Raw genomic sequence first — 26871 nt, forward strand, 5'->3', positions numbered from 1 at the left:
GAAGCGCCGTACCATCGACCCTATGGCTACGGAAGACGCGGTGCGTGAAGCACTGGCGACAGTGAACGACCCCGAGATCCATCGCCCGATCACCGAGCTCGGAATGGTCAAGTCGGTGGAGATCGGTGCGGACGGTGCTGTCGCGGTCACCGTCTACCTCACGGTCTCCGGCTGCCCGATGCGCGAGACCATCACGAAGAACGTCACGGACGCCGTCGCGGCGGTCGAGGGCGTCACCCACGTCGACGTCACGCTGGACGTGATGGGCGACGAACAGCGCAAGGAGCTGGCGTCCGCGCTGCGCGGCGGCCAGGGCGAGCGGGAGGTCCCGTTCGCCAAGCCGGGTTCGCTGACGCGTGTGTACGCGGTCGCCTCCGGCAAGGGCGGCGTCGGCAAGTCGTCCGTGACGGTCAACCTCGCGGCGGCGATGGCCGCCGACGGCCTCAAGGTCGGCGTCGTGGACGCCGACATCTACGGCCACTCCGTGCCCCGCATGCTCGGCGCCGACGGCCACCCGACCCAGGTCGAGAACATGATCATGCCGCCGTCGGCGAACGGCGTGAAGGTCATCTCGATCGGCATGTTCACCCCCGGCAACGCGCCCGTCGTGTGGCGCGGCCCGATGCTCCACCGCGCCCTCCAGCAGTTCCTCGCGGACGTCTACTGGGGCGACCTGGACGTGCTGCTCCTGGACCTCCCGCCGGGTACGGGAGACATCGCGATCTCGGTCGCGCAGCTCGTCCCGAACGCGGAGATCCTGGTCGTGACGACTCCCCAGCAGGCGGCGGCCGAGGTCGCCGAGCGGGCCGGCTCGATCGCCGTCCAGACCCACCAGAAGATCGTCGGCGTCGTCGAGAACATGTCGGGCATGCCGTGCCCGCACTGCGACGAGATGGTGGACATCTTCGGCACGGGGGGTGGGCAGTCGGTCGCCGACGGACTGACCCGCACGACCGGCGCCACCGTGCCGGTCCTCGGCTCCATCCCGATCGACCTCCGCCTCCGCGAGGGCGGTGACGAGGGCAAGCCGGTGGTTCTGACGGACCCCGACTCCCCCGCGGGCTCGGCCCTGCGAGCGATCGCCGGCAAGCTGGGCGGCCGCCAACGGGGTCTGTCGGGCATGTCCTTGGGCATCACGCCGAGGAACAAGTTCTAGGACGTCGCCCATTGCCCTGCGGCCGCGCCTTGCAGGGCGGCCGCGGGCCCGGTGGGGGTTGTTCGCGCAGTTCCCCGCGCCCCTAAAAAGCGCGGGGCTGCGCCCCTGGCTTTTATCTTCGGGGGCGCGGGGAACTACGCGCTCAGCCAGAACGCTCCCGCGCTCGACGCACCACGCCGGACCCCACTCACCCAGGGGCGCGGGGAACTGCGCGACAAGCCCCCACCGGGCCGCAGCCGACGAACAACGCCAAGGAGGGCACCGTCAGCAGACGGTGCCCTCCTCGCTCAGCCCGCCGCCTAGGCGTACGTAGCGATGTCCTTGATCATGGCGAAGCCCAACCCGTACGCGCTCATCCCCCGCCCGTACGCCCCCAGGTGAACCCCCTCCTGGGTGGACCCCGCGAGAACCCACCCGAACTCGGACTCCCGGTAGTGGAACGGCGTCGGAACGCCGTCCACGGGAAGCGAGAGCGTGGACCAGTCGGCGCCGTCCAGATCGTCCGCGAGGACCCACGCCGTCTCGGTCTGCTGGTCCAGCCAGTCGTCCCGCAGCGTGTGGTCCATCTGCCCGGGCCAGGTGAAGGACAGCAGCCCGACCCCCGCGAGCCAGGCCGCGGAGGACACCGAGGTGGCCTCCAGCAGCCCCGTGCCGTCGGCGCTGCGCCGCACCGGGCTGGCCGCCACGGTCACCACGACCGCGAACCGCTCCTTGTCCTCCGTGGTCTCGCCGCGTACCGAGGGCTCGTCGCCGTGCCCGATCGAGCCGTGCTCGATGGCTCCGTCGGCCGAAGCACCGACCTGCATCAGCCAGCGCGGTCCCGTGAAGGCCTCGTCGAGGCCGTACCACGGGAAGGGCGCCAGCAGGTAGCCGTCGACCGTGCGCCGGGCGGAGGGGACCTGTTGTCCGCCCTCCGCAGCCGGCGCCTGCGCGCCTACCCGACTTGTCGTCTCCATCGCCCGGACGCCTCCTCGCTCTCGTCGAACCGGGCGGCCCGCCCCCCTTCGGGCGTCCTTCCGGTCCGCACAACAACTAGGCAGGATAGCCACAGGTCCGCGGCGACCCCGGAAACCGGTCGGCTCGTGGGTCGCGTACGCGTCAGATCCGGCCCCCTTTGAGCAGGCAGAACGCAGGCTGCGTACGGGGAAAAGGGGTGCGGGCAACCCGGCTGGAGCGAGTTCCGGACGGCGGGCGTGCCGCACGTCGACGGCCCGCGGGCGTACGCCGCGGACCCGGGCTGTTCAGAGCGGCCCGGGTCGGCCCAGGTCAGGGCCGTTCGGCGCGAGCGGCCGGGACCGGCTCAGGTCGCGTCGGCGTCGAACGGCGGGCGTTCGTCCTGGTCGAGCTTCTCGCGCTTCTTCGTCATGTCGACGGTGCCGCCGGTGGAACCGGACGAGGAGGAGGACGACGAGGCGGAGGACTCGGACTCGCGGCCGTGCACCGCGTCCGTGACGTCGGCCATCTCCTTCTTCAGGTCGAAGCCGTTACGGATCTCCTTGAGCCCCAGCTCGTCGTTGTCCAGCTGCTTGCGGATGAACGTCTTGGGGTTGAGGTCCTCGAACTCGAAGTCCTTGAACTCCGGGCCCAGTTCCTCGCGGATGTCCGCCTTGGCGCTCTCCGAGAACTCGCGGACCTTGCGGATGGTGCGCGTGACGTCCTGGATCATCTTCGGGAGCTTCTCCGGGCCGAAGACGAGCACGGCAAGGACAACGAGCGTCACGAGCTCGAGCGGTCCTATGTCATTGAACACCTTCAGCTCCTTGCGATGTCCTCGGCCCTCGGCAGGTCGTTCCGTGGTCCGGGCCGGGTCCACGGTACCCGGCGATCCTGTCCGACCGGTACTGTCCCGGGCCCTCGGACCGCGTGTACACACCGGGTTTTCCAGGATGTTTGCCTGATGGGGTCCTGGTTCGGCCCGCTTCCTGTGAAGTTCCTGTCGGTTGCCCCGCGCGATCGCCCCGTCAGTCGCCGTCGGCGGAACCGAGGACGAGAGTGACCTTCTTCTCCTTGCCGTCGCGCTCCAGCGTCAGCTCCAGGCGGTCGCCGGGGCGGTGGGACCGGGTCTTGACGATGAGCTCCTCGCCGGAGCGCACGCGCTGTCCGTCGACCTCGGTGATGACGTCGCCGGGCTTGATGCCGGCCCGGTCGCCGGGGCCGTTCCGGTTGACCGGAGGGCTGCCGTCGTTGCCCTTGGTGCCGACGCGGGCGCCGTCGCCGCTGTAGTCCATGTCGAGGGTCACGCCGATCACCGGGTGCGTGGCCTTGCCGGTGTTGATGAGCTCCTCGGCGACGCGCTTGCCCTGGTTGATGGGGATGGCGAACCCGAGGCCGATCGAGCCGGACTGGCCGCCCTCCAGGTCCGAGCCGCTGTCGGCGGAGCGGATGGCGCTGTTGATGCCGATGACCCGGGCCTTGGAGTCGACCAGCGGGCCGCCCGAGTTGCCGGGGTTTATCGGGGCGTCCGTCTGCAGCGCGTCCACGTACGAGATGTCGCTGCCGTCGCCCTCCTCACCGCCCGCCGTGATGGGGCGCTCCTTGGCGCTGATGATGCCCGCGGTGACGGTGTTCTCCAGGTCGAAGGGGGCACCGATGGCCACGACCGGGTCGCCGACCTGGACGTTGTCGGAGTTGCCGAGGGCCAGGGGTTTCAGGCCGCTGACACCGCTCACCTTCACGACGGCGAGGTCGTAGCCGCTGTCGTGTCCGACGACCTTGGCCTTGGCGGTCTGGCCGCCGCTGAACGTCACGGTTATCTCGCCGCTGCCGTCCGCCGGGTCGACCACGTGGTTGTTGGTGAGGATGTGTCCGCGCTGGTCGAGCACGAACCCGGTGCCGGTGCCCTGCGCCTCCGACCCGCTCACATGCAGGGTGACCACACTGGGCAGCGCGCTGGCCGCGATCCCGGCCACGCTGTCCGCGGCCCGTCCCTCGGCCTCGGTCCCGGCCTGCGGCAGCTCGACGTCGTCGATCCCGCCGTTGCGCTCCAGATACGCCCCTACGGCCCCGCCGACGCCGCCGGACACCAGGGCGAGCAGCGCGGCCCCGAGGACCAGCGCCCGCCCCCTGCGCCGACGCCGCCCGGTCGTGGTCTCGACGGCCGCCCCGTTCTGCTGAAGGGGGGCGGCGGCCCAGGGGTCGTAGTTCTGCCAGGGGGTGTGGGGTGCTTGAGGGTGGTGGGGCTGAAGGTCGGGCTGAGGGTGGGGCTGGGGATGCGTCTGGGGGTGGGCCTGAGCGCCTGCCTGGGGCACGGGGGCGGGGGCGGCCGGGACGTGCGGGGTCAAGGCCTGCGGGGCCGAGGCGTGCGGTCCAGGGGCGTGCGGAGCCCCGGGGTGGGGAGCCGGGGCCTGCGCGGGGGCCCCGTGGTCCGTGGGGCCGTGGTCGGGAGTGCCGTGGAGGGGGGCCGCCGCCTGGTGGTAGCCGGAAGGCAGCGTCGATCCGAGGATGCCCTGTGTCGCGGCCGGTCGCGGGACGGAGTCCTCCGGCCCGGCTCCTGCCGGAGTGCCCTGGGGCGGAGTCACGGCATGGACAGCGGCCGTGCCGTGCGCGGGAGTCGTCCCCGGGTGCTGGACCGGGGGCGCGGGAGCCCAGGGACCGGGCCCGCCGTAGGGCGGCGTGCTGTAGGGATCCGGATCGTGCAGAGGCCTGGGCCGCCCACCCGGAGGCTCGGGCCTCACGTCCGAGGGCTCGGGCCGCTCGTCCAGAAACCTGGGCCGCTCGCCCGGGGGCTCGGGCCGCTCACCGGCCGCGTCGGCGCCACCGCTCGCGTCGGCCGACACATCGCTCGAAGCCCGGGTCGGCACATCGCTCGAAGCCCGGGCCGGTGCCTGGCCCGGCGTCCCGCCCGGCGCCACGGTGGAACCGGTCGGGGTCTCGGCGCTGAAGGCATCCGCGACGCCGGCCGCACCCGCGCCACCGAAAACGCCCGCGCCGCCCGAGGCACCAGCGGCACCGGAGCCACCCGGGCCGCCCAAGCTGCCCGCGGCACCCGACGCACCGGCAACCGCAGGCTTCTCCAGCTCGAAGTCGCCGTCCATGTCGCTCCCGTGGAACCCACTCGTGCCGTCCCCCGCGGAAACCGGGTCCGGCGGAGCGGATTCCGGCACGTGGGTCCGGGGCCGGCTCCACCACTTCGGCTTCGTGGGCTTCCCCTCGTCCATGCTCTCCCCACACCTGACCCGCGGCTCGACGCATCGGCGGTCACCGCGGTTTGTCCACTCCGAGCCCGGGTTCCTACCGCGGGCGCGGCCCATCCCTGGATTCAACCAGGTTCACGGGCCGCAGCGCAGAGGGCCGGTTCAGCCGGGGGAGGAAGGCGAAGGTGAGGCGGACGAGTCGGACGGTGGCACGAGCGGCAGCAGGGACGTCTCCAGCTCCGACGCCGTCGAGAACGCGGTCAGCGCGACCGGTGGGGCGGGGCTGAAGGGGCGTATGAGCGGGGACATGGCGGCGGCACCGGCCACCACGGGGGTGGTCAGCGCGTGCAGCGTGCGCGCGCCCTGCTCGGCGGGCGAGGGTGCGAGGGGCGCGGGCACCCCGGGAAGCAGCGGCGCGGACATCTCGGTCTGCGCGCCCCCCTCCGCGGTGAAGGTGCGCTGTCCCTGTGCGAGCAGCGGTGTGAGCGACCGGCGGCGCTGCGAGTCGGGGTTGGTCACCCCGCCCGCGTTCGCCGTCCGCATCGGGGTCACGTTGCTTCCCGTACCCGACCCGCCGCGCGCGTCCGTGGTGTCCGTCGGCATACCCGTCGACACCCCGCCGAGCGCGATCGCGGCGAGCGACACGGCACCGGCCGCGGCGGCCGCGAAGCGCAGGCCCCGTGAGGCCGAACGCTCGGCCTCACGCCGGCTTATGTCATGGATGCGGAACCCGCGCTGCTCGGAGGGCATCACTGCGGCATGGGGGCCGGACGGCACGTAACCGAAGGAGTCCGGCTTCATGCCGAAGACTCCGGACGTGCCGAACCCTCCCCCGCCCAGCGGAGAACCGTCGCCTTCCGGGTCGCCTCCTCCGGGGAGCCCCTGCAGACGGGCCAGGAAACTCTCCGAGGGGGGCGGTGGGGCGACCTCCGCGAACACGTTCTTCAGTCGTCGCTGCTCGTCGGCCTCGGCTTTGCACTTCGCGCACGTGGCGAGGTGTGCGAGGACACGCTCGCGCGCCTCGTGGCCGAGCTCGCCGTCCACGAGGGCGGAGAGCCGGTCTCCGAGGTGCTGCTCGGTAAGGGGCCGATCGGCAGGGTTAAGCCGTGATCCACTCACGCGCTCGCGCCCCCTCCTCCCAGAGCGGGCACTCCGGTGACCGCGAAACCGCGGCGCTCGGCACGGGCCTCGGGCGAGCGGTGGGCGAGCGCCTTGCGCAGCTGGGAGCGGCCGCGGTGGATGCGGCTGCGGACCGTGCCGAGCTTGACGCCCAGGGTCGCGGCGATCTCCTCGTACGAAAGGCCTTCGATGTCGCACAGGACCACTGCGGCGCGGAACTCCGGGGCGAGGGTGTCGAGGGCCTGCTGGACGTCCGCGTCGAAGTGCGTGTCGTTGAAGACCTGCTGCGGGGAGGGCTCGCGGCTGGGCAGTCGCTCGGCCGCGTCGTCGCCCAGGGCGTCGAAGCGGATGCGCTGCTTGCGGCGGACCATGTCCAGGAAGAGGTTGGTGGTGATGCGGTGGAGCCAGCCCTCGAAGGTGCCCGGTGTGTACGTCGACAGGGAACGGAATACCCGGACGAAGACTTCCTGGGTCAGGTCCTCGGCGTCGTGCTGGTTGCCCGTCAGGCGGTAGGCGAGACGGTAGACCCTGGTGCTGTGCGTGCTGACGATCTCCTCCCAGGTGGGCGGAGTCCACGCCTGCGAGTCCGCGTCGGACGTGAAGGTCGCGGTCTGAGCGGAGTCAGCGGTGCGGAAACGGTCAGCGGTGTCGTTCACAGATTTCGGCTCACCCGCCGATCTGAGCAGGCGCCTCAGCACCCCTCCCCGATCCACAGGCGCAGCCGCACCTCCCCTGTCGGCTCTGGTGGTGTCCGGTGGAGCCCCTACCATAGCCACCTCGCCCGTTAGCTCCGGATAAGCGGTTTTACGAGAAATTGATACGCGCTCATATGGCTGCGTCAGCACTTGCTCGGTGTCCTGATCCATCTGCTACCCCCGCGTAGTTCCCCACCCCCTCTAAACGCCCGGTCCCATCTGCGGGTTCCCGGCGGCAACGGATACAGTCACGCCCAGGCAACCACGGGGACAGGAGAGGGCCATTACCGGCAACCGGCTGACGAGCTGGGCGTTCGCCGACGCCTTTGTCGCCGAGGACGAAGCACTGCACTGGGCCCGGGACCGGGCCCGGGACGCAGGGCTGCGCTCTGTGTCGCCCGGCACGGGCGCCGCGCTGCGACTGCTCGCCGCCACCGTGGACGCCAAGGCGGTCGCGGAGATCGGGACCGGCACCGGGGTCTCCGGAATGCATCTTCTGCACGGCATGCGGCCGGACGGTGTACTGACGACCGTGGATCCGGAGCCCGAGCACCAGCAGTTCGCCCGCCAGGCCTTCCGCGCGTGCGGCTTCGCGAGCAACCGGGCCCGCTTCATCCCGGGCCGCGCGCTGGACGTCCTGCCCCGGCTGGCGGACGCCGGCTACGACCTCGTCTTCTGCGACGGCGACCGTCTCGAGAGCCTCGACTACCTCGCTGAATCGTTGCGCCTGCTCAGGCCCGGCGGCCTGGTCGTCTTCGAGGGTGTCTTCGCGAACGGCCGGACCGTGGAGTCGGGCCCGCAGCCCACGGAGGTCCTGCGGCTGCGCGAACTGCTGCGCACGGTCCGTGAGAGCCAGGAGCTGATTCCCTCGCTCCTGCCGGTCGGCGACGGCCTGCTGTGCGCGGTCAAACGCTGATCCGGCCCCTCGCCAGACCGCCCCTGAACCCCTGCTGACCTGCGCGAACACGCATGGCACAGGTCGCCGGCGTACCCCTGAAAACCCACTGCCCCGGCATCACTTTGGATGCCGGGGCAGTGGACAGGTATGGTCGCGTTCCGCGTCAGCCGACGACCTTCTTGAGGGCGTCGCCGAGCGCGTCGGCCTCGTCAGGGGTCAGCTCGACGACGAGCCGACCGCCGCCTTCGAGCGGAACGCGCATGACGATGCCCCGCCCCTCCTTGGTCACCTCGAGCGGGCCATCGCCCGTCCGCGGCTTCATGGCCGCCATGCTCGTTCCCCTTCCTGAAACCAGCTCATCGTCGCCGACGGCCCCACTGAAGGGCACGCATCCTCTCGTCGGACACGCGTCACCGGCATCGAACACATTGCTTCCAGGCCATTATCCCGCATCTCAGGACCCGATGACCAACATCAGTCGGCATCGCTTGCGCAACGCGCTTGAGCAAAACCACTCAATTCGCCGAAGTGGCTGCGATACTGCGCCGCTGTCGCGCCGCTGCATGGACTTTCGGACGCCGGAATTCTTTGACGCAGGTCACATGTCCGAACCCCGCCGCCGCTCATGATCTCCGCCATGCTGTCCTCAGACCAGAACGTACCGACGGGTACGACGGAGCCGCGAACCGGAGGGGACCCCCATGGCCGACACCGTGCTCTACGAGGTGAGCGACGGACTCGCGACGATCACGCTCAACCGCCCCGAGGCGATGAACGCGATGAACATCGAGACCAAGGTCGCCTTCCGCGAGGCGGCGCAGGCGGCCGCGGCGGACGATTCCGTACGGGCCGTGCTGCTCACCGCCGCCGGTGACCGTGCCTTCTGTGTGGGCCAGGACCTCAAGGAGCACATCGGCGGGCTGCTGGCGGCGCGCGAGTCCGGCTCTGGCGAGGGTGTCATGAGCACCGTCCAGGAGCACTACAACCCGATCGTGCGGGCCCTGACCGGGGCGGCGAAGCCGGTCGTGGCGGCGGTCAACGGGGTGGCGGCCGGCGCTGGCCTCGGTTTCGCCCTCGCGGCGGACTATCGCATCGTCGCCGACACGGCTGCCTTCAACACGTCGTTCGCCGGGGTCGCGTTGACCGCCGACTCCGGGATCTCGTGGACGCTGCCCCGGGTCGTCGGGCCTTCGCGGGCCGCGGATCTGCTGCTGTTTCCGCGCAGCATCACCGCGCAGGAGGCGTACGAGTTGGGGATCGCCAATCGGGTTGTGCCTTCTGCCGAGCTGGCGGCCGAGGCGGTGAAGGTGGCTCGGGGATTGGCCGAGGGGCCGACCTTGGCGTACGCCGCGCTCAAGGAGTCTCTTGCCTATGGGCTGACCCACTCGTTGGAGGAGACCTTGGAGAAGGAGGACGAGTTGCAGACTCGGGCCGGATCTTCCGAGGACCATGTGATCGCTGTGCAGGCGTTCGTCAACAAGGAGAAGCCGAAGTACTTGGGGCGGTGACCGTTTGTGGGGAGCTGCGGGCCGGTGGGGGCTGGTCGCGCAGTTCCCCGCGCCCCTAAAGGGCGGCGCCTCTGGCCACGCAGTCTGCCAAGTGGTCGTTGACCAGGCCGCAGGCCTGCATCAAGGCGTAGGCCGTGGTGGGGCCGACGAAGCGGATGCCTTGTTTCTTGAGGGCCTTGGAGAGGGCCTTCGAGTCGTCGGTGACCGCGGGGACGTCGGCGAGGGCCTTCGGGGCCGGGCGGGTCGTCGGGTCGGGGGCGAAGGACCAGATCAGTTCGTCCAGCTCGCCCGGCGCCCACTGCGTGAGTACGCGCGCGTTGGCGACCGTCGCCTCGATCTTGGCGCGGTTGCGGATGATGCCGGGGTCGGCGAGGAGGCGCTCCTTGTCGGCGTCCGTGAACGTGGCGACCTCGGAGATCTTGAAGCCCGCGAAGGCGGTGCGGAAGCCCTCGCGGCGGCGCAGGATCGTGATCCAGGAGAGACCCGACTGGAAGGCCTCCAGGCACAGCCGCTCGTACAGCGCGTCGTCGCCGTGGACCGGGCGGCCCCACTCCTCGTCGTGGTACGCCACGTAGTCCTCGGTGGACAGGGCCCAGGGGCAGCGCAGGGCGCCGTCGGGGCCCTTCAGGGCGTCGCTCACCGGTTGTCCTCCTCGGCGGGCTTGTCCAGGGAGGTGGACCGGGCCGCGTGGGCCGCTCCGGCCAGCGCGGCCTCCAGGTCGGAGATCCGGGCGTCCCGCTCGGCCAGCTCGGCGCCGAGGCGGCCCAGGGCGTCGTCCACGTCCGCCATGCGGTAGCCGCGCATCGTGAGCGGGAAGCGCAGGGCCTCCACGTCACCGCGGTGCAGGGGGCGGTCCAGGGGCAACGGATCCTGGAGGCGCTCCGGCGGGGTCTCAGGGAGGGCGCTGCTCTCGCCGCCGCCCACCACGGAGAGAGTCACCGCGCCGACCACGACGACTAGGGCGACGACCAGGAACAAGAACATGAACATCGCTGAGGTACCCCTTCTGTTGTGCTGTGCCTCCGGGACGCCCCAGCCGGTGTCGAGGGGGCGACCGTGCTCGACCCTTCGGGCCTCCGCGCGCTCACCCCTCGGCACCGGCGCGCCCCTCCGGCTCCGCCGCACTCTGGTGCCGACGCGGACGCGTCGGCGCGGAAAGTATCAGGCTCCGATCGTGCCATGCGACTCTGACAGTTAGGGTCGCAGGCGGCGGAACGGCGACATCCGCTGCCGACTAACGGGAGAGGTCACAGGGGATGCTCAGGCTGGGCAGGCGCGAGTTCGAGGCGCACGAGCCGGTGATCATGGCGATCGTGAACCGGACCCCGGACTCCTTCTACGACCAGGGCGCCACCTTCCGCGACGGGCCCGCGCTCGCGCGCGTGGAGCAGGCGGTGTCCGAGGGCGCGGCCATCATCGACATCGGCGGGGTCAAGGCCGGACCGGGCGAGGAGGTAACGGCCGACGAGGAGGCGCGGCGGACGGTCGGCTTCGTCGCCGAGGTGCGGCGCCGTTTCCCCGACGTGATCATCAGCGTCGACACCTGGCGGCACGAGGTGGGCGAGGCCGTGTGCGAGGCGGGTGCGGATCTGCTCAACGACGCGTGGGGCGGGGTCGATCCCCGGCTCGCGGAGGTCGCCGGGCGATACGGGGTGGGGCTGGTGTGCACGCACGCCGGTGAGACCCAGCCCCGGACCCGTCCTCACCGCATCGCGTACGACGACGTCATGGCCGACATCCTGCGGGTGACGCTGGCGCTGGCCGAGCGGGCCGTGGAGATGGGGGTGGCGCGGGAGTCCGTGCTGATCGATCCCGGGCACGACTTCGGGAAGAACACGCGGCACAGTCTTGAGGCGACGCGGCGGCTCGGGGAGATGGTGGAGACGGGGTGGCCCGTGCTGGTGTCCCTGTCCAACAAGGACTTTGTGGGTGAGACGCTCGATCGGCCGGTGAAGGAGCGGGTGGTCGGGACGCTCGCGACCACCGCCGTGTCGGCGTGGTTGGGGGCTCAGGTCTACCGGGTCCACGAGGTCGCCGAGACGCGGCAGGTCCTGGACATGGTCGCGTCGATCGCCGGCCATCGCCCGCCTGCCGTTGCCCGGCGGGGGCTGGCGTAGGGCCTTTTTCGCCCCCGCCGCCCCTGCCCATTCCCGTCCCTTTCGGGGGCCGGCCCCCGAACCCCCGCTCCTCAAACGCCGGAGGGGCTGGTTTTCAGCCCGTCCGGCGTTTGAGGACGAGGCCGTTCAGGCCGACAGCGGGGGTCTGGGGGCGGCAGCCCCCAGGGACGGGACGGGTAGGGGCGGCGGGGGCGAGGAAAAGGCCCCCTACCTCCCCGCCTCCTTCGACACCAACGCCACCGCCTCGTCCACGTCGTCCGTGAGGTGGAACAGGAGCAGGTCCTTCTCCGAGGCCTTGCCCTGGGCGATCAGGGTGTTCTTGAGCCAGTCCACCAGCCCGCCCCAGTACTCCGTACCGAAGAGGACGATCGGGAAGCGGGTGACCTTCTGGGTCTGGACGAGGGTGAGCGCCTCGAAGAGTTCGTCGAGGGTGCCGAGCCCGCCGGGCAGGACCACGAACCCCTGGGCGTACTTCACGAACATCATCTTCCGCACGAAGAAGTAGCGGAAGTTGAGACCGATGTCGACATACTGATTGAGCCCCTGCTCGAAGGGGAGCTCGATACCGAGCCCGACGGAGATGCCCTTCGCCTCGCAGGCACCCTTGTTGGCGGCCTCCATGGCGCCGGGACCGCCACCCGTGATCACGGCGAAGCCCGCCTCGACCAGCCCGCGCCCGAGCGCGACCCCCGCCTCGTACTCCGGAGAGTCCGCCGGCGTCCGCGCCGAGCCGAACACACTGATCGCGGGCGGCAGTTCGGCCAGCGTGCCGAAGCCCTCGATGAACTCCGACTGGATGCGCAGCACCCGCCAGGGATCGGTGTGGACCCAGTCCGACGGCCCGCCCGCGTCCAGCAGCCGCTGGTCCGTCGTGCTGGCCTGCACCTGTCCCCGCCTGCGCAGCACGGGGCCCAGCCGCTGCTCCTCCGGTGGCCGCTTCTTGCCCTCCGGGTTGCCAGTAGCCATGTCCGCTCCCTCCACACGTGCGGGTCGTTCCGCCCCAGCGTAGATCTACGCGGGTTACGGAGGGGGGACGCCGACATGTCCGCCATGAACAGCCGTCAGGTACGGGTCAGGCGGTGAGCCACGCCCTCAGCCGCTCCTCGCCCGCGAGGATCTTCGCGATTTCCACCCTTTCGTCCCGCTTGTGTGCCAGATGCGGGTTTCCGGGACCGTAGTTGACGGCCGGGACGCCGAGGGCGCTGAAGCGGGAGACGTCCGTCCAGCCGTACTTGGGCTGGGGGGTGCCCCCGACGGCCTCGATGAAGGCGGCGGCCGCGGGGTGGGAGAGGCCCGGCAGCGCCGCGCCGCTGTGGTCGTCGACCACGAACTCCTCGACACCGCAGTCGGCGAAGACCTCGTGGACGTGGGCCAGCGCTTCGGCCTCCGTGCGGTCCGGCGCGTAACGGAAGTTGACGGTCACCACGCACTCGTCGGGGATGACGTTGCCCGCCACCCCGCCCGAGATGCCGACGGCGTTGAGGCCCTCGCGGTACTCCAGGCCGTCGATGACCGGGTAGCGCGGCTCGTAGGAGGCGAGGCGCGCAAGGATCGGGGCGGCTGCGTGGATGGCGTTGGAGCCCATCCAGCCGCGCGCGGAGTGCGCCCGCTCGCCCGTCGTCCTCAGCAGCACCCGCAGGGTTCCCTGGCAGCCGCCCTCGACCTGTCCGTCGGACGGCTCCAGAAGGACCGCGAAATCGCCCTCCAGCCACTCCGGGTGTGCCTCGGACACATGCTTCAGCCCGTTGAGGTGTGCGGCCACCTCTTCGTTGTCGTAGAAGACGAAGGTGAGGTCGCGATTGGGGGCCGGGACCGTGGCCGCGATCCGCAGCTGGACGGCGACTCCCGACTTCATGTCGCAGGTGCCGCAGCCCCACAGCACGCCGTCCTCGTCGAGGCGCGAGGGCACGTTGTCGGCGATCGGGACCGTGTCGATGTGGCCGGCCAGGATCACTCGCTCGGCCCGGCCCAGGTTCGTACGCGCCACGACGTTGTTGCCGTACCGCTCGACCGTCAGGTGCGGCAGGGCGCTCAGCACGCCCTCGATCGCGTCCGCGAGGGGCTTCTCGTTGCCGCTCTCGGAGGGGAAGTCGACGAGCTGCGCGGTGAGCCGGGCGGCGTCCAGGGCAAGATCAAGTTGGGTGTCGGCCATGCCGTCGACCCTAACGCGGCGCACGCCGCGGCCCTGTCGGTGGCCTGATACCTCTGCCGTCACTGGCTTGTCCACAGTCCCACGGATGGCCGACAGTACTCTCCAGTACCTTGTACGCGTGCCAGAGCCGTCCCCCACCTCCGCCAGGTCCGTACGCCGTGGTCGTCTCCTCCGTTCCGGAGCCGCCTTCGCCGTGCTGCTCGCCCTCGCCGGCTATCTCGCCGTGCAGTACCTGACAGGGAGCACAGGAGAACCGAAGTGCACGGTCGTCTCCGGCAGGGGCGACGGAGCGTCGTACGAGTTCACGGCGGAACAGGCGGTGAACGCGGCGACGATCACGGCCGTCGGCACCAACCGCGGTGTGCCCGAGCGCGCCGTCACGATCGCCCTCGCGACGGCCCTCCAGGAGTCCGCCCTGCGCAACATCAGCCACGGCGACCGTGACTCGCTGGGCCTGTTCCAGCAGCGGCCGTCGCAGGGCTGGGGCACCGAGAAGGAGATCCTGGACCCGGCGTACGCGGCGGGCGAGTTCTACGAACACCTGGAGAAGGTGCCGGACTACACGAAACTGCCGCTCACCGTCGCCGCGCAGCGCGTCCAGCGCAGCGGCTTCCCGGAGGCGTACGCCAAGCACGAGCCGGACGCCACGCTCCTCGCCGCGGCCCTGACCGGGCGCGCGGCCGCCACCTTCACCTGCGAGGGCCGTCCGAGCACACCCCCCGAGGGCCCGGACGCGGTACGTGCCGCGCTCGTACGGGACTTCGGGCGCGACGCGTTCCAGGAGACGGGCGCCGAGGTGGCCGCCACGCCCTCGGCGTCTCCGTCGGCTCCGACGGCCGTGCCGTCGACCTCCTCGACCGGTACCAGTGGCCCCGGCGGCACCCGCACCGTGACCGTGACCGTCCCGAAGACCCCGGCCGCGCAGGGCGGGGAGCGGCGGCGCGGCTGGGCCCTGGCGCACTGGGCGGTGGCCAACTCCTCGGCGCTGCACGTCGAGCGTGTCTCGTACGCAGGCAGGTCGTGGACGGCCGGGAGCACCCGGAGCGAGTGGCGCGACGACTCGGGTGCGAGCAACTCCACGGGCGAAGTCCGAATCGTCACCGGGCAGTAGTACGGGCCGTCACCCGTTGGAGGCATGCCCGGCGCGGCACGTCGACGCTCGCCGGGTATTTCCTCCGGCCCTTCCCGCGTCTGTCGCGAATCAGCTGAATCCCTTGGGAACAAAGGGCCGTAGCCATTCGGCAGACTTTCTCACCGGACGTTCTTTGCCCGGGTTTCTCCACAGCTGATAATGCGACGCATTGCCAACTCTTTACGTTGGATCACCGCAACCTTCGCGGACTTCGAGCGGTAGTCACTGCGTCCGAGCCCGGAACGATCAACAGCCGGTCGATCGACGGCAGACCGACAGCCAGCCGGTCAACTGCCGGGCACGGCACGACACTTCACCGTTCTCTTCCGTCAAAGGAGCATCATGTCCCTCCCCCTGACCCGCCGGATCGCCCGTGCCGCGCTGCTCGTCGCAGCGGGAGCGGCAGCCGGGGTCGGTGCGGCCGGCTCCGCGAGCGCGGCCGAACTGCCGGCCACCCCCGACCTCGGCGGGCTGTCCGCGCTGGACAACGCGGGCACCACCGTCGACGGCGCCGCGCAGAACGCCACCGGGCTCGCGGGCAACGCGGGCAGCAAGGCCGTCAAGAAGGCCGTGCCGACCGCGGGCAAGACCGGCGGCAAGGCCGTCAAGACCACGACTCCCGCCGCGCAGAAGACCGCGGGGGATGCCGCGGGGACCGCGGGTGAAGTGCTCGGGGACGCGGCGGGGGCCACCGGTGGTGGGCTGCCCGGGGCGGGGCAGCTGCCGCTTCAGGGTCTGCCGCTCGGCTAAGCCCTCCGGGGGCTTTACGGAGAAGGGGTCCAGGGAGTTTCTTCCCTGGACCCCTTCTCTTGTGCCCGGTGGGTGCGTGCCCGGTGGGTGCGTGCCCGGTGGGTGCGTGCCCGGTGGGTGCGTGGGTGGGTGCGGGTGCGTCGTGGCTGGTCGCGCAGTTCCCCGCGCCCCTAAAGGGGCGCGAGCCGGTTTACCGCTGCCTGTACCCGGTCGTCCGTTGCCGTCAGTGCCACGCGTACGAAGGTGTCGCCCGCGGGGCCGTAGAAGTCGCCCGGGGCCACCAGGATGCCCAGGTCGGCGAGATGGGCGACGGTGTCCCAGCAGGGCTCGTCCCTGGTGGCCCAGAGGTAGAGGCTGGCCTCGCTGTGCTCGATGCGGAAGCCGTGGGCCAGGAGGGCGTCGCGCAGGGCGGTGCGGCGGGCGGTGTAGCGGGCGCGCTGTTCCTGGACGTGGGTGTCGTCGGAGAGCGCGGCGACCGTCGCGGCCTGGGTGGGCGCGGAGGTCATCATGCCGCCGTGCTTGCGGATCTGGAGGAGGTCGCCGAGGACCGCGGGGTCACCGGCCAGGAACGCCGAGCGGTAGCCCGCCAGATTGGACCGCTTCGAGAGCGAGTGGACCGACACGATCCCCTCGTACGAGCCGCCGCACACCTCGGGGTGCAGGACCGAGACCGGGTCGGCCTCCCAGCCCAGCTCGATGTAGCACTCGTCGGAGAAGACGAGGATGCCGTGCTCGCGCGCCCAGGCCACGATCCGGGTGAGTTCCGGGAGGGAGAGCACCCGGCCGGTCGGGTTCGACGGGGAGTTGAGCCACAACAGCTTCAGGCCGGTGGGGTCCAGGTCCGTCGGGTCGTCGTACGCCACGTAGTCCGCGCGGGCCAGCCGGGCGCCCACCTCGTACGTCGGGTAGGCCAGGCGCGGGTAGGCGACCCGGTCGCCGGGGCCCAGGCCCAGCTGTGTGGGCAGCCAGGCCACCAGTTCCTTGGAGCCGACCACCGGCAGGACGTTGCGGTGGGTGAAGTCCCGTGCGCCCAGCCGTCGCTCGCACCAGCCCACCAGGGCGTCCCGCAGCTCCGGCGTGCCCCACACCGTGGGATAGCCGGGCGAGTCGGCGGCCGCGACCAGGGCTTTCTGGATCAGGTCGGGCACCGGGTCGACCGGGGTGCCGACGGACAGGTCGACGATGCCGCCCGGGTGAGCGGCGGCCGTCGCCTTGAAGGGCTCCAGCTTGTCCCAGGGGAAGGTGGGAAGCCGGTCGGAGACTGCGGACACGGATTCTGGCTCACTTTCTCGTACGGACGGGGGTGTCCGCACGGACGGGTGGCACGTACGGCAAACGCCTCGGTCCCGTACGGCGGCAGGCCGTACGGGACCGAGGCGGCGCTTGTACCGCCGGCGGGGCCACAGCGTCGCTGGGTGGGGCCCCGGCGTACGTGCCGCTTACTGGTTCTGCGGCGGCAGCGCTGCGACGAAGGGGTGGTCGCGCTCGATGAGTCCCAGCTTGCTGGCACCGCCGGGCGAGCCGAGCTCGTCGAAGAACTCGACGTTCGCCTTGTAGTAGTCCTTCCACTCCTCGGGAGTGTCGTCTTCGTAGAAGATCGCCTCGACCGGGCAGACCGGCTCACAGGCACCACAGTCGACGCATTCGTCCGGGTGGATGTACAAGGACCGGGAGCCCTCGTAGATGCAGTCGACCGGGCACTCCTCGATGCACGCCTTGTCCTTGACGTCGACACAAGGCTGCGCGATGACGTAGGTCACGCTGTCGTTCCTCCTCGATAGGGCGCTGGCGAGCCGTCTTCAGGCTCCGCCACCTGGCGCGCGGGAGCGCGGCGTCGTCGATGCCCGCACCTAGTATCTCCGTTCTTGGGCATGATCCGAACAGGAGGGTTGGACTGAGCTGTGGAATTCTCCGCACACTTCCGTCTCGAAGTCCGTGTTACCCCCGCTGACGTGGGGAAACGCGTCTCGGTGCGACGGTTGCGCGAAGACCCTCCTGAGGGTGAGAAGTTCACCGACACGGTTGGCGTTCTCACATCATGGGACGACGGTGTGCTGCTGATCACACGACGGTCCGGGGAGAGCGTCCGTATTCCGGAATCGGCGCTGGTGGCGGGCAAGGTCGTCCCGACCGCCCCGGCCCGCCGCAGGGGCCCGGCGGCCTCGTACGAGGAGCTGGCGCGGGTCGCCGCCCGGGCCTGGCAGCCGGTCGAGCGGGAGCGGCTCGGCGAGTGGGAGCTGCGGGCCGCCTCGGGGTTCACCCGGCGGGCCAACTCGGTGCTGCCGCTCGGCGACCCGGGCGTCCCGCTGGACGACGCGCTGTCGCTCGTACGGGAGTGGTACGCGGCCCGGGAGCTGCCCGCGTACGTGCAGACCGCGACCGGGGCCGAAGGCACGCAGGAGCTGTTGTGCGCGGAGCTGGAGGCGCGGGGGTGGGTGCGCGAGGTGACCGCGGAGATGTGGATCGGCGCTCTGGCGCCGATCGGTGATCTCCCGGACCCCGCCCCGGACCGGACCGTCGTGCTGGCGCGCGAGGCGGACGAGGCGTGGCTGGGCCGCTATCAGCGCAAGGGCGTGAGCGAGGTGGCCCTGGAGGTGCTGGGCAGCGGACCGTCGGTGTGGTTCGCGACCGTGCCCGGCGCCGAACCGGGCATACCCGCGGCGATCGGCCGCTGTGTGGTCGACGGGCGCTGGGCCGGTTTCGCGGCGGTGGAGGTCGACCCGTCCCTGCGCCGCCAGGGCCTGGCCACCACGGTCATGGCCGCCCTGGCCCGCCGGGCCCTGTCCGAGGGCGCCTCGGCGGCCTGGCTCCAGGTGGAGGCCGACAACGCGGGCGCCCGGGCCCTGTACGCGGGGATGGGCTTCGCGGCGCATCACGCGTACCACCACTACCTCGGGCCCGCGGCAACGGACGGCGGGATCTCCGCCGGTGCCGACGAACAGGTCGGCCACCGCGCGGGCGGCGAACTCGGTGGCGGAGCCACAGAGCGGTATCGATCGGTGTGAAAGGGCACGAGGCAGCTATGCGTCCTCTTCATCCTCCCGGGCCCGAGCGGAGCGCCGAGTGGCGGCGGCGGTTCGGCGACGAGGCGCGGGCCGAGCGGCCCGATCTGTCGGCGTTGTGTCTGCTGGTGGGCGCCCAGGCGGACGGGGAACTGGACGAGACCGGGCTGGACGCGGCGCAGATCGAGCTGGACCGGCTGGCCGGGGAGCTGCCGTTCCGGCCCGGCGGACCGCGGTCCTGGGCCACTGCACTCGCCGAGCACCTCGGCGGCCGCTGCGGGTTCCGGGGTACGCCCGGTGACTACCAGCGGCTGGACTCCTCACTGCTGCACGAGGTGCTGCGGCGCCGCCGTGGGCTGCCGATCCTGCTGTCGGTGGTGTGGATGGAGGTCGCGAGGCGGGCCGGGGCCCCGGTGTACGGGGTTGCTCTGCCGGGGCACTTCGTCGTCGGGTTCGGGCCGCCGGAACAGCAGGTTCTCGCCGACCCGTTCGACGGGGGCCGGGTGCTGACCGGGACCGATGCGGAGTTGCTCGTGGCCGGGGCCACGGGGGCGCCGCTGGATCCTTCGATGCTGTCGCCCGCGGATCCGCTGGACGTCGTCCTGCGCATCCTCAACAACGTCCGTGCTTGGGCCGCGGCTCGGCCCGAACGGTCCGATGTGGCCCTCTGGGCCGTCGAGCTTTCCCTGCTGCTGCCGTCCCATCCCGCTCGTCTTCGGTACGAGCGGGCGCAGTTGCTCGTGGAGCGGGGGGACTTCCTCGCGGGGGCGGTGGAACTCGACGCGTACGCGGAGGTTGTGGCCGCGGTTGATGAGCCTGCGGCCGATCGGGTTCGGGGGCAGGCCCGGGCCGCTCGGGCCATGCTCAACTGAATCTCACGGATCGTTCGCCCAAGCGCCGCAGGGCTGTTGTCGTGGGGCGGGTGCGGGTGCGTTGTGGCTGGTCGCGCAGTTCCCCGCGCCCCTGGAGGGCGCCCCGCTGAAGGGGCGCCCTCTGACGGGGCCTACAGCCAGCCCTTCTCCCTCGCGATCCTGACCGCCTCCGCCCTGTTCCGTGCCGCCAGTTTCTGGATTGCCGTGGAGAGGTAGTTGCGGACCGTGCCGTGGGACAGGTGGAGGGCTGTTGCCAGGTCGGCGTTGGTGGAGCCGTCGGCCGCCGCGCGGAGGATCTCGCGTTCGCGGTCGGTGAGGGGGTTGGCGCCCTCGGCCAGGGCCGCCGCGGCGAGTGCGGGGTCGATGACGCGTTCGCCGGTGAGGACCTTGCGTATCGCCTCGGCGAGTTGGGCGGCGGGGGCGTCCTTGACCAGGAAGGCGTCGGCGCCCGCCTCCATGGCGCTGCGGAGGTAGCCGGGGCGGCCGAAGGTCGTGAGGATGACCAGCTTGAGCGCGGGGAACTCCCGGTGGAGCTCGGCCGCCGCCTCGATGCCGGTGGCGCCCGGCATCTCGATGTCCAGGAGCGCCACGTCCACGTCGTGCCCGCGTACGGCGGCCAGCACCTCGTCGCCGCGGGCGACCTGTGCCACCACGTCGATGTCCGGTTCGAGGCCGAGCAGGGCGGCCAGCGCCTCGCGGACCATCGACTGGTCCTCGGCGAGCAGGACCTTGATCGATCGGCTCATGCCCCGGATCCTACGGCCGCGGGGACCGCGGGAACGCGGGCCAGCAGCCGGAAACCGTGCCGTGCGCTCCCCGCCTCCAGCTCCCCGCCCACCTTCTCCAGCCGCTCCCTCAGTCCGGTCAGCCCGTTGCCCGGACCGCTGTCCGCGCCGCCGCCGTCGTCCTCCACACTCAGCTCCAGCACCGGCCCCTCCAGCGTCTGGCGCCGCACCACCTCGACCGTGCACCGGCGGGCCCCGCTGTGGCGTACGACGTTGGTGACCGCCTCGCGCAGCGCCCAGGCCAGTGCGGACTCGGTCTCCGAGGCGACGCCCGTGAGGTCCGGTTCGGCCGGCAGTTCGGCCGTGATGCCCGCCGCCGTGAGGGCGACCCGCGCGCCCGCGAGTTCGCCGGGCAGCCGGGGCCGCCGGTAGCCGGTGACCGCCTCGCGGACGTCGACCATGGCCTGCCGGCTGACGTTCTCGATGTCGGCGACCTGCTGGGCCGCCTTGTCGGGGTGCTCGGGCAGCATCCGGCCCGCGAGCTCGCTCTTCAGGGTGATCAGCGAGAGCGAGTGGCCGAGCAGGTCGTGCAGGTCGCGGGCGAGCCGCAGCCGTTCCTCGTTGGCGGCGAGCTGGGCGACGGTGGCGCGGGCCTCGCGCAGCTCGATCGTCGTACGGATCAGTGCGCGGACGCCGACCATGGAGAAGCCGCCGAGGAGTGCCGGCAGGAGCAACGAGGCCAGGTACTCGTTCCCCTCCGGTACGGAGAGGGCGATCACCGTCATCAGCGCGGACACGGCCGGGACGGTCAGCCGGGCGAACCGCGGGGGCAGTGCCGCACCGGACGCGACCGACACGTACACGAACAGGACGAGCCACTCGCGGCCGAGGGTGAGCGAGAGGATCGACGACTGGGCCGCGAGCACGGCCAGCGAACCGAGGACGACCCCGTCGGCCGCGCCGCGTCCGGCGCGGAAGACCAGGGCGAAGTACCAGGCGACGAAGGCGACCAGGCCGACGGCGCCCAGGACGCGGACGCCGTCGCTGTGCCCGCCGTGCAGCAGGTCGCTCACCGGCGCGCTCAGATAGGCGAGCCAGATACCGGTCCAGAGGAACTTGACCGCCCTCTGCCTGTTGTTCTGCGGGCGCTGCCCGATGCCGATCTCCACGCCGCTCACGCCTTCAGCGTGTCCTTCCTGTACAGCCAGGCCGCGCCGCCCGCGAACAGGACGAAGGAGACGGCGAGGATGGCGAGGTCCTTCGCGTGCGGGGCCTGGCTCTGTTCGATGGCCTGCCCGAGGGCAGCGTACGCGTGCGTGGGGAGCCACTTGGCGATGTCCTGCAGCCAGTCGGGGAAGGTCGTCGTGGGCATCCACAGGCCGCCCAGCATGGACAGGCCGAAGTACACGATCATCGTGATCGGGCGGACCGCGTCACCGCTCGCCATGTAGCCGATGGCGACGCCGAGCGCGGCGAAGACGAGGCTGCCGGCCCAGATCGCGCCGGTGAGCGCGAGCCACTGCCAGGCGTCCAGGCGTACGTCCTTCACGGCCGCCGCGACCACGAAGACGACGACGATCGACGGGAGGCTGATCACGGCCGCGCTCGCGGTCTTCGCGAGGACGTAGCCGCGTCCCGGCAGCGTGGTGAGCCGCAACTGCCGTACCCAGCCGCTCTCGCGCTCCTTGGCTATCCGCTCGCTGTTGCCCATGAGGACGGCGGTCAGGGCGCCGAAGGAGGCCATGGAGACCATGAAGAACGTCGGCAGGGTGAGCCCGGTGCCGTCGACCTTTGTCGTGCTGTCGGCGCTGCCCGCGATCAGCAGGAACAGGGCCGAGGGGTAGATCACCGAGAAGAACAGGAACTTGCGGTTGCGCAGGGCGCGGGTGATCTCCAGCCTGATCAGACCGTTCATGCCGGACATACCGCTCATGGGGTTCCGGGTGTTCGCGGCCTTGATGGAGTTCATGGTCTTCGTGGCGTTCATGAGGTGCGCGCCTCCTCGGCGGCGGTGATGGCGACGAAGGCCTGCTCCAGACCGAGCCCGGCCACTTCGAGGTTGCGGGGGTGGACGCCGAGCCCGTACAGGGCGTGGACGGTCGCGTCGGCGTCGGAGGACTGGATGCGGACCGTGTGGCCCGACACGTCGAGCGAGGTGAGGAAGGGCAGGTCGCGCAGCGCGGGCTCGTCGATCGGGCCCTCCAGGTCGAACGCGATCCGCCGGGCGCCGGCCTTCGCCTTGATCTCGGCGGCGGTGCCGTCCGCGAGCAGCCGTCCCCGGTGCAGGACGAGCACACGGTCGGCGATGGCGTCGGCCTCCTCCAGGTAGTGCGTGGCGAACAGGACCGTCCGCCCCTGGTCGGCCTGCTCGCGCATGGTGGCCCAGAAGGCCTGGCGCGCGGAGACGTCCATGCCGGTCGTCGGCTCGTCGAGGACGATGAGGTCGCTGTCCCCGGCCGTGGCGAGCGCGAAGCGCACGCGCTGCTGCTGGCCGCCCGAGAGCTTGTTGACCTTGCGGTCCGCCAGCTGGGTGAGGCTCGCGCGGGCGAGCACGTCCGGCACGGGGAACGGCTTCGGGTGCAGGGCGCAGCCGAGCCGGACCAGCTCGCCGACCGTGACCTCGTCCATCAGCCCGCCGCTCTGCAGCATCGCGCCGACCCGCCCGGCGACGATGGCGTCCCTCGGGCTGCCGCCGAACACCCGCACCGAGCCGCTGTCCGCCTGCTTGAGGCCGAGCAGCAGGTCGAGCGTGGTCGACTTGCCCGCACCGTTGGGCCCCAGCAGGGCCACGGTCTCGCCCGGGTGCAGGGCCAGCGTGAGCCCGTCCACGGCCCGTACGCTTCCGTAGGTCTTGGTCACCTGATCGAACCCGACCACCGAGCCGGTGGCCTCCGCTGTCGCAGTCGCTGTCATGCGACCCAGCGTGGCGGGAGACGGGCCCCGCCCGGCAGTGTCGGCCGTCGTCACTCCCGGATGACAGATGTCATGTGCGGGGACGCGACACTCACCTCCTGGCCCCCAGCACCTCCAGCGCGTCGGCCACCGAGCGGAGGAAGGCGGCGTACGCGTGGGCGCTGCACGGCAGTTCCGGGTTCCAGGGCGCCACGGCCGCGGTCGCGGTGAGGGCCTCCCACGCGGGCACGGACTCCAACTCCCCCGCCGGTACGGCGTTCGCGCGGGCGTCCGCGAGGACCAGGTCGGGGGCGAGGCCGAGGGCGTGCTCCCAGCTGGTCGTGGACCAGTTCGCACCACCGGCGCCGGGCTCGACCAACTCCACGCCCAGTTCGGCCAGATGACGTAGTTCGGGCCAGGTCCCGGGCCGGGCGAGATGCACCTGGCGGGTTCCGCCGGCCGACAGCGCGAGCACCTTCAGCGGAGCGGAGGCGGCGGACCGTACGGCGTCCTCCGCGGCGGCCAACTCGCTGTCCCCGCCCGCCGGTTCGCCGCCGAGGGCCACCGCCAGCTGGCCGAACCGCGCCAGGATGCCGGGCAGCGAGGTGTCGCCGCCGACCGCGAGGGCGAGGACGGGTGCGCCGGCCCGTTTCGCCGCCGCCTCCGTGACGGCGTACGGCTTCTCCCGGTCGTAGGTGACGTCGACGACGATGTCGGGCCGTACGGACCGTATCGCCCCGTCGTCGAGCCCCTTGCCCGCGCCCAGGTACGGGACGTCTGCCAGGGCGCCGGACTTGGCGCGGTCGGGCTCGTCGCCGTCGTGGCCTGATCCGTACACCCCGACGGGCCGGACCCCCAGATCCCACAGTGCCGCGCCCGCGCGGACGTACGCGGCCACCCTCTCGGGCCGCCCGATGCGCCGTAACGTGATCCCCCGGTCGTCCGTGAACTCCCAGCCCATACGGCACCCGCCCCTTCGACACCCGCCCGGCGCGGGCCACTCGGGCCACGATGAGCCGGACGCCGGAACGAGACAAGGGGACACCCGGCCATCACCGGGTGCCCCCTTCAACCAGTCCGCTCAACCGGTCCGCGACTAGCTGGGGTTGGTCTCGATCACTCCCACACGGTCCGCCGCCGTCTTGCCGAGGAGCGCCGGGCGCATCGCGCCGACCACGTCCTGGGGCGTCACGGGGGTCTTCTTGCCGTTGCCCCGGGTGATCAGTACGCCGTCGAAGGCGCCGCCGTACAGCTCCTTCAGCGCTTCCAGGTCGTAGTACTCGACCAGCTTGCCCTGGGCGTTGGCCTTGACGCCGAGGAACTTCCACAGGGAGTTCTCCGGGCTGAACGGGAGCTCCACCGCGCCCGCCTTGATCGTCACGTTGGCCGACATCGCCGGCTGCGCGAACGCCTTCATCATGCGGTCGACCTCGGCCTTGGTGACCTTGGGCTCCTTGGCCGTGGTGGGGACCTTGACGGTCGCCGCCTTGCCGGTCTCCACCTGCGCGCGGTAGGCCTCCTCGACGGCCTCCGTCGACTGTCCGGTGTCGATGCCCTTGCCCGCCTTGCCGTAGACGGCGACGGCCTTGCCCGACTCGAACTTGATCGTGCCCTCGGTCGCCGAGCCGGAGCCGCCCGCGGCGCGCTCCAGGGCGGCCGTCAGCTTCTCCTCGTCGACGGGCATCGCGGGGTCGACCACGCGATGGTTGCCGAACAGCGAGCCGATCACCGAGACGGGGTTGTAGTCGCTGCCCGCCGCGGACCGTACCGTCGCCTGGCTGTCGAGCTGGAGACCGGCCTGGTCCGGCCTGAGCGCGACGGTGTCGCCCTCGACCGAGAGCTGCAGCGGCTTGGCCGCCCGTGCCTTGAAGGCGTCGTCGAGCTTCTTGACGGCCTCGTCACGGGTGCCGCCGCCGATGTCGACGCCGAGCACGGTGGTGCCCTTGGGCACGTCGGAGTGGTTCATGAGCAGTCCGGCGCCGTACGCGATGCCGCCCAGCGTCACCACGCCGGTGACCAGGAGCACCAGCTTGTTGCGGCCCTTTTTCTTCTTGGTCCGCGAGGCCGCGGGCGCGGCCGGGGAGACGGGTTCGGGCAGCTTCGGGGGCTGGTGCGGCAGCGGTCCGTCGGTGTGCGCGCCCGGTCCGAACGGCGAGTTCGGGGCGGGCGGCACGACGGGGATGCCGCTGGTCAGCGTGTGTCCTGAGACGTTCTCACCGGCGCCGCCGTAGCCCGGCGTACCGGGTTCGGGGGCGGGCTTCTGCGGGGTGAGGATCGCGGTGTCGTCACTCATCCCACCGCCGGGCCCTCCGGTGAAGGACGAGCCGTGCTGGGCACCCTTGCCATCGGGGAAGCCGGCGCCGCCGGGACCACCAGGTCCGGCACCCTGACCGCCGGGGCCACCAGGGGCACCGGGTCCGCCCGGGAAGCCGGAGCCGTTCTGGGCACCGTTGGGACCAGGGAAGCCCGAGCCGTCCGGACCGCCGACGCCGCCTGGGCCACCAGGACCGCCCGGGAAGCCCGAGCCGTTCTGGGCACCGTTGGGGCCGGGGAAGCCCGAGCCGTCCGAGGTTCCGGGGCCGCCGGGACCACCAGGTCCGCCGGAAGCGCCGTGGAACGCGGCGGCACCCTGACCGTTCTGGTCACCCATGCCACCACGGGCACGCGGACCGCCAGGTCCACCGGGTCCGCCAGGAGCGCCCTGGCCGCCGGGACCGCCCGGACCGCCGATTCCGCTCGGGGCTCCGCCGCGCACCGCGCCGGGCGGTGTCAGCCGGCCGTCGCCGGTGGCCGGTCCGCCGGTCGGGCCCGAGGGTCCGCCCTGGCCGCCGCCGGAGAAGTAGGGAAGCCCGTCGCGCCGCGGCTCACCGCCGCCGTCGCCGGAGCCGTCCGTCGGATACGGCGAGTTGCCGGGGCCGCTGCCCAGCGGCCCCGCCGCCAGTGCCGCGGACACGTCGAAGGAACCGGTACCGCCGCCGTGGCCGGGCGCCACGGGCCCGGTACCGCCCGCGCCGGGCAGCCCGGCGCCGTTGGTACCGCCGGGCCGGGAGCCACCGGGCCTGGCTGCACCACCGGCACCGCCGTTGGGCGCGGCCGAACCGGAGGGCCGTGCACCGGAGCCGCCAACTCCCGCTCCGGCACTCGTGCCGGGGCCCGGCGCACCCGAACCGCCGGGCGTCCCGGCGCCGTTGGTGCCGCCACCGCCCGGACCGCCCTTGGGCGCACCGGACTTGCGTGGCGCGAACCAGTCGCTCGTCTTGTCCTCGGCGGAGGGCGTGGGCATGGGGTGGGATCCGGTGTCGGAGTCCACGGGCCCGCCCACGCCGGTGCTCGGCCCGGTGTCCACGGGGGCCGGTTTGGGCACACTCGTGCTGTCGGAGGACTCGCCGCCCCCGACGGGTGTGCGCACGACGACCGGCGGAATGGGCCGGGATCCGGGGATGTTGATGCGGATCCGCGTCGTCAGCGTGGTCTCGGTCTTGGGCTGCTCCGGCCGGTCACCGGCGGAACGCCCATTGTCGGCGGCGCCGTCGGAAGCCTTGGGCGTTCCGTACGGCGGAGTCCCCGACGGGTATGCGGTTCCGCCGCGCCCGTTGGGCCCGGAGGACGAACTGTCAGTTTCACGACTCAAGGCAGGTTCTCCTGGTTGGCTCCACCGCCCGTGTACTCGACCTCGATTCGGGCGGCTCGGCGGCGCGCACCACCATACTGGCCACTTGT

The 26871-nt window shown here is 71.8% G+C and carries 26 protein-coding genes; 8 read left to right on the forward strand and 18 right to left on the reverse strand.

The window, feature by feature from the left end:
- The first annotated feature begins 22 nt into the window (after positions 1-22).
- A complete protein-coding gene (locus tag JEQ17_RS16880; protein ID WP_055610561.1) occupies positions 23-1156 on the forward strand; it encodes an Mrp/NBP35 family ATP-binding protein in 1134 nt (377 codons plus the stop codon).
- Positions 1157-1455: 299 nt separating this feature from the next.
- On the opposite strand, the gene JEQ17_RS16885 is transcribed toward JEQ17_RS16880, so the two are convergent.
- From JEQ17_RS16885 to sigE, 5 genes are all read right to left on the reverse strand, one after another.
- On the reverse strand, positions 1456-2112 hold the full coding sequence (locus JEQ17_RS16885) for a hypothetical protein (protein ID WP_200396015.1): 657 nt from the start codon (positions 2110-2112) through the stop codon (positions 1456-1458).
- 344 nt (positions 2113-2456) lie between these two features.
- Positions 2457-2906, reverse strand: a complete 450-nt coding sequence (locus tag JEQ17_RS16890) for a sec-independent translocase (RefSeq protein WP_200396016.1) — start codon at positions 2904-2906, stop codon at positions 2457-2459.
- A 211-nt stretch (positions 2907-3117) separates the two neighbouring features.
- Positions 3118-5313 carry a S1C family serine protease gene (locus tag JEQ17_RS16895; protein ID WP_200396017.1) on the reverse strand — a complete coding sequence of 732 codons (2196 nt, stop codon included), beginning with the start codon at positions 5311-5313 and terminating at the stop codon, positions 3118-3120.
- Between the two features lie 138 nt (positions 5314-5451).
- On the reverse strand, positions 5452-6408 hold the full coding sequence (locus JEQ17_RS16900; protein ID WP_200396018.1) for an anti-sigma factor family protein: 957 nt from the start codon (positions 6406-6408) through the stop codon (positions 5452-5454).
- Positions 6405-7106, reverse strand: coding sequence for an RNA polymerase sigma factor SigE (sigE, locus tag JEQ17_RS16905; protein ID WP_200396019.1), 702 nt, complete (start codon positions 7104-7106; stop codon positions 6405-6407). The genes JEQ17_RS16900 and sigE overlap by 4 nt, the downstream gene beginning before the upstream one ends.
- Positions 7107-7320: 214 nt before the next feature.
- Here sigE and JEQ17_RS16910 point away from each other — a divergent pair, with 214 nt between their 5' ends.
- Positions 7321-8019, forward strand: coding sequence for an O-methyltransferase (locus JEQ17_RS16910; protein WP_281198615.1), 699 nt, complete (start codon positions 7321-7323; stop codon positions 8017-8019).
- 145 nt (positions 8020-8164) lie between these two features.
- Here JEQ17_RS16910 and JEQ17_RS16915 read toward each other — a convergent pair whose 3' ends face one another.
- Positions 8165-8332 (reverse strand): DUF3117 domain-containing protein, encoded by a 168-nt coding sequence (locus JEQ17_RS16915; protein ID WP_003966491.1) that lies wholly within the window; start codon positions 8330-8332, stop codon positions 8165-8167.
- Positions 8333-8702: 370 nt separating this feature from the next.
- Here JEQ17_RS16915 and chcB point away from each other — a divergent pair, with 370 nt between their 5' ends.
- The gene (gene chcB / locus JEQ17_RS16920) at positions 8703-9509 is read left to right on the forward strand and encodes a 2-cyclohexenylcarbonyl CoA isomerase (protein WP_200396020.1); all 807 of its coding nucleotides are present in this window, start codon (positions 8703-8705) and stop codon (positions 9507-9509) included.
- A gap of 55 nt (positions 9510-9564) precedes the next feature.
- Here the strand turns inward: chcB and JEQ17_RS16925 are convergent, their stop codons facing one another.
- Positions 9565-10149, reverse strand: a complete 585-nt coding sequence (locus JEQ17_RS16925; protein WP_234048231.1) for a DNA-3-methyladenine glycosylase I — start codon at positions 10147-10149, stop codon at positions 9565-9567.
- The gene (locus tag JEQ17_RS16930; RefSeq protein WP_200396021.1) at positions 10146-10499 is read right to left on the reverse strand and encodes a DivIVA domain-containing protein; all 354 of its coding nucleotides are present in this window, start codon (positions 10497-10499) and stop codon (positions 10146-10148) included. The genes JEQ17_RS16925 and JEQ17_RS16930 overlap by 4 nt, the downstream gene beginning before the upstream one ends.
- 266 nt (positions 10500-10765) lie before the next feature.
- On the opposite strand from JEQ17_RS16930, the gene folP reads away from it, so the two are divergent.
- On the forward strand, positions 10766-11626 hold the full coding sequence (gene folP / locus JEQ17_RS16935; protein WP_200396022.1) for a dihydropteroate synthase: 861 nt from the start codon (positions 10766-10768) through the stop codon (positions 11624-11626).
- 207 nt (positions 11627-11833) lie between these two features.
- Here folP and JEQ17_RS16940 read toward each other — a convergent pair whose 3' ends face one another.
- Positions 11834-12592: an LOG family protein gene (locus JEQ17_RS16940; RefSeq protein WP_200396023.1), complete on the reverse strand. Its 759-nt coding sequence runs from the start codon at positions 12590-12592 to the stop codon at positions 11834-11836.
- 106 nt (positions 12593-12698) lie between these two features.
- Positions 12699-13778 (reverse strand): succinyl-diaminopimelate desuccinylase, encoded by a 1080-nt coding sequence (gene dapE, locus JEQ17_RS16945; protein WP_200396024.1) that lies wholly within the window; start codon positions 13776-13778, stop codon positions 12699-12701.
- 118 nt (positions 13779-13896) lie between these two features.
- Here dapE and JEQ17_RS16950 point away from each other — a divergent pair, with 118 nt between their 5' ends.
- A complete protein-coding gene (locus JEQ17_RS16950; RefSeq protein ID WP_200396025.1) occupies positions 13897-14889 on the forward strand; it encodes a heavy metal transporter in 993 nt (330 codons plus the stop codon).
- Positions 14890-15252: 363 nt separating this feature from the next.
- Positions 15253-15660, forward strand: a complete 408-nt coding sequence (locus JEQ17_RS16955) for an ATP-binding protein (protein WP_200396026.1) — start codon at positions 15253-15255, stop codon at positions 15658-15660.
- 170 nt (positions 15661-15830) lie between these two features.
- Here JEQ17_RS16955 and JEQ17_RS16960 read toward each other — a convergent pair whose 3' ends face one another.
- Both JEQ17_RS16960 and fdxA read right to left on the reverse strand, forming a co-directional pair.
- Positions 15831-16931, reverse strand: coding sequence for a bifunctional succinyldiaminopimelate transaminase/glutamate-prephenate aminotransferase (locus JEQ17_RS16960; RefSeq protein WP_200396027.1), 1101 nt, complete (start codon positions 16929-16931; stop codon positions 15831-15833).
- A 168-nt stretch (positions 16932-17099) separates the two neighbouring features.
- A complete protein-coding gene (gene fdxA, locus JEQ17_RS16965) occupies positions 17100-17420 on the reverse strand; it encodes a ferredoxin (protein ID WP_019058397.1) in 321 nt (106 codons plus the stop codon).
- A 141-nt stretch (positions 17421-17561) separates the two neighbouring features.
- On the opposite strand from fdxA, the gene JEQ17_RS16970 reads away from it, so the two are divergent.
- Both JEQ17_RS16970 and JEQ17_RS16975 read left to right on the forward strand, forming a co-directional pair.
- Positions 17562-18665, forward strand: coding sequence for a GNAT family N-acetyltransferase (locus JEQ17_RS16970; RefSeq protein WP_200396028.1), 1104 nt, complete (start codon positions 17562-17564; stop codon positions 18663-18665).
- A 17-nt stretch (positions 18666-18682) separates the two neighbouring features.
- Positions 18683-19534, forward strand: a complete 852-nt coding sequence (locus tag JEQ17_RS16975; RefSeq protein WP_200396029.1) for a transglutaminase family protein — start codon at positions 18683-18685, stop codon at positions 19532-19534.
- 131 nt (positions 19535-19665) lie between these two features.
- Here JEQ17_RS16975 and JEQ17_RS16980 read toward each other — a convergent pair whose 3' ends face one another.
- From JEQ17_RS16980 to JEQ17_RS17005, 6 genes are all read right to left on the reverse strand, one after another.
- Positions 19666-20280 carry a response regulator transcription factor gene (locus JEQ17_RS16980; protein ID WP_200396030.1) on the reverse strand — a complete coding sequence of 205 codons (615 nt, stop codon included), beginning with the start codon at positions 20278-20280 and terminating at the stop codon, positions 19666-19668.
- A complete protein-coding gene (locus JEQ17_RS16985) occupies positions 20277-21437 on the reverse strand; it encodes a sensor histidine kinase (protein WP_200396031.1) in 1161 nt (386 codons plus the stop codon). Before JEQ17_RS16985 ends, JEQ17_RS16980 begins: the two co-directional genes overlap by 4 nt.
- Positions 21434-22174 (reverse strand): ABC transporter permease, encoded by a 741-nt coding sequence (locus JEQ17_RS16990; protein ID WP_200401529.1) that lies wholly within the window; start codon positions 22172-22174, stop codon positions 21434-21436. Before JEQ17_RS16990 ends, JEQ17_RS16985 begins: the two co-directional genes overlap by 4 nt.
- Before the next feature lie 68 nt (positions 22175-22242).
- Complete coding sequence (locus tag JEQ17_RS16995; protein WP_200396032.1) at positions 22243-23172, reverse strand: ABC transporter ATP-binding protein; 930 nt, start codon at positions 23170-23172, stop codon at positions 22243-22245.
- A 91-nt stretch (positions 23173-23263) separates the two neighbouring features.
- Positions 23264-24112, reverse strand: a complete 849-nt coding sequence (locus tag JEQ17_RS17000; RefSeq protein ID WP_200396033.1) for a substrate-binding domain-containing protein — start codon at positions 24110-24112, stop codon at positions 23264-23266.
- A 135-nt stretch (positions 24113-24247) separates the two neighbouring features.
- Positions 24248-26782 carry a hypothetical protein gene (locus JEQ17_RS17005; RefSeq protein ID WP_200396034.1) on the reverse strand — a complete coding sequence of 845 codons (2535 nt, stop codon included), beginning with the start codon at positions 26780-26782 and terminating at the stop codon, positions 24248-24250.
- Positions 26783-26871 lie beyond the last annotated feature (89 nt).

The organism is Streptomyces liliifuscus (genome assembly GCF_016598615.1).
In the GTDB taxonomy this organism is placed as follows: domain Bacteria; phylum Actinomycetota; class Actinomycetes; order Streptomycetales; family Streptomycetaceae; genus Streptomyces; species Streptomyces liliifuscus.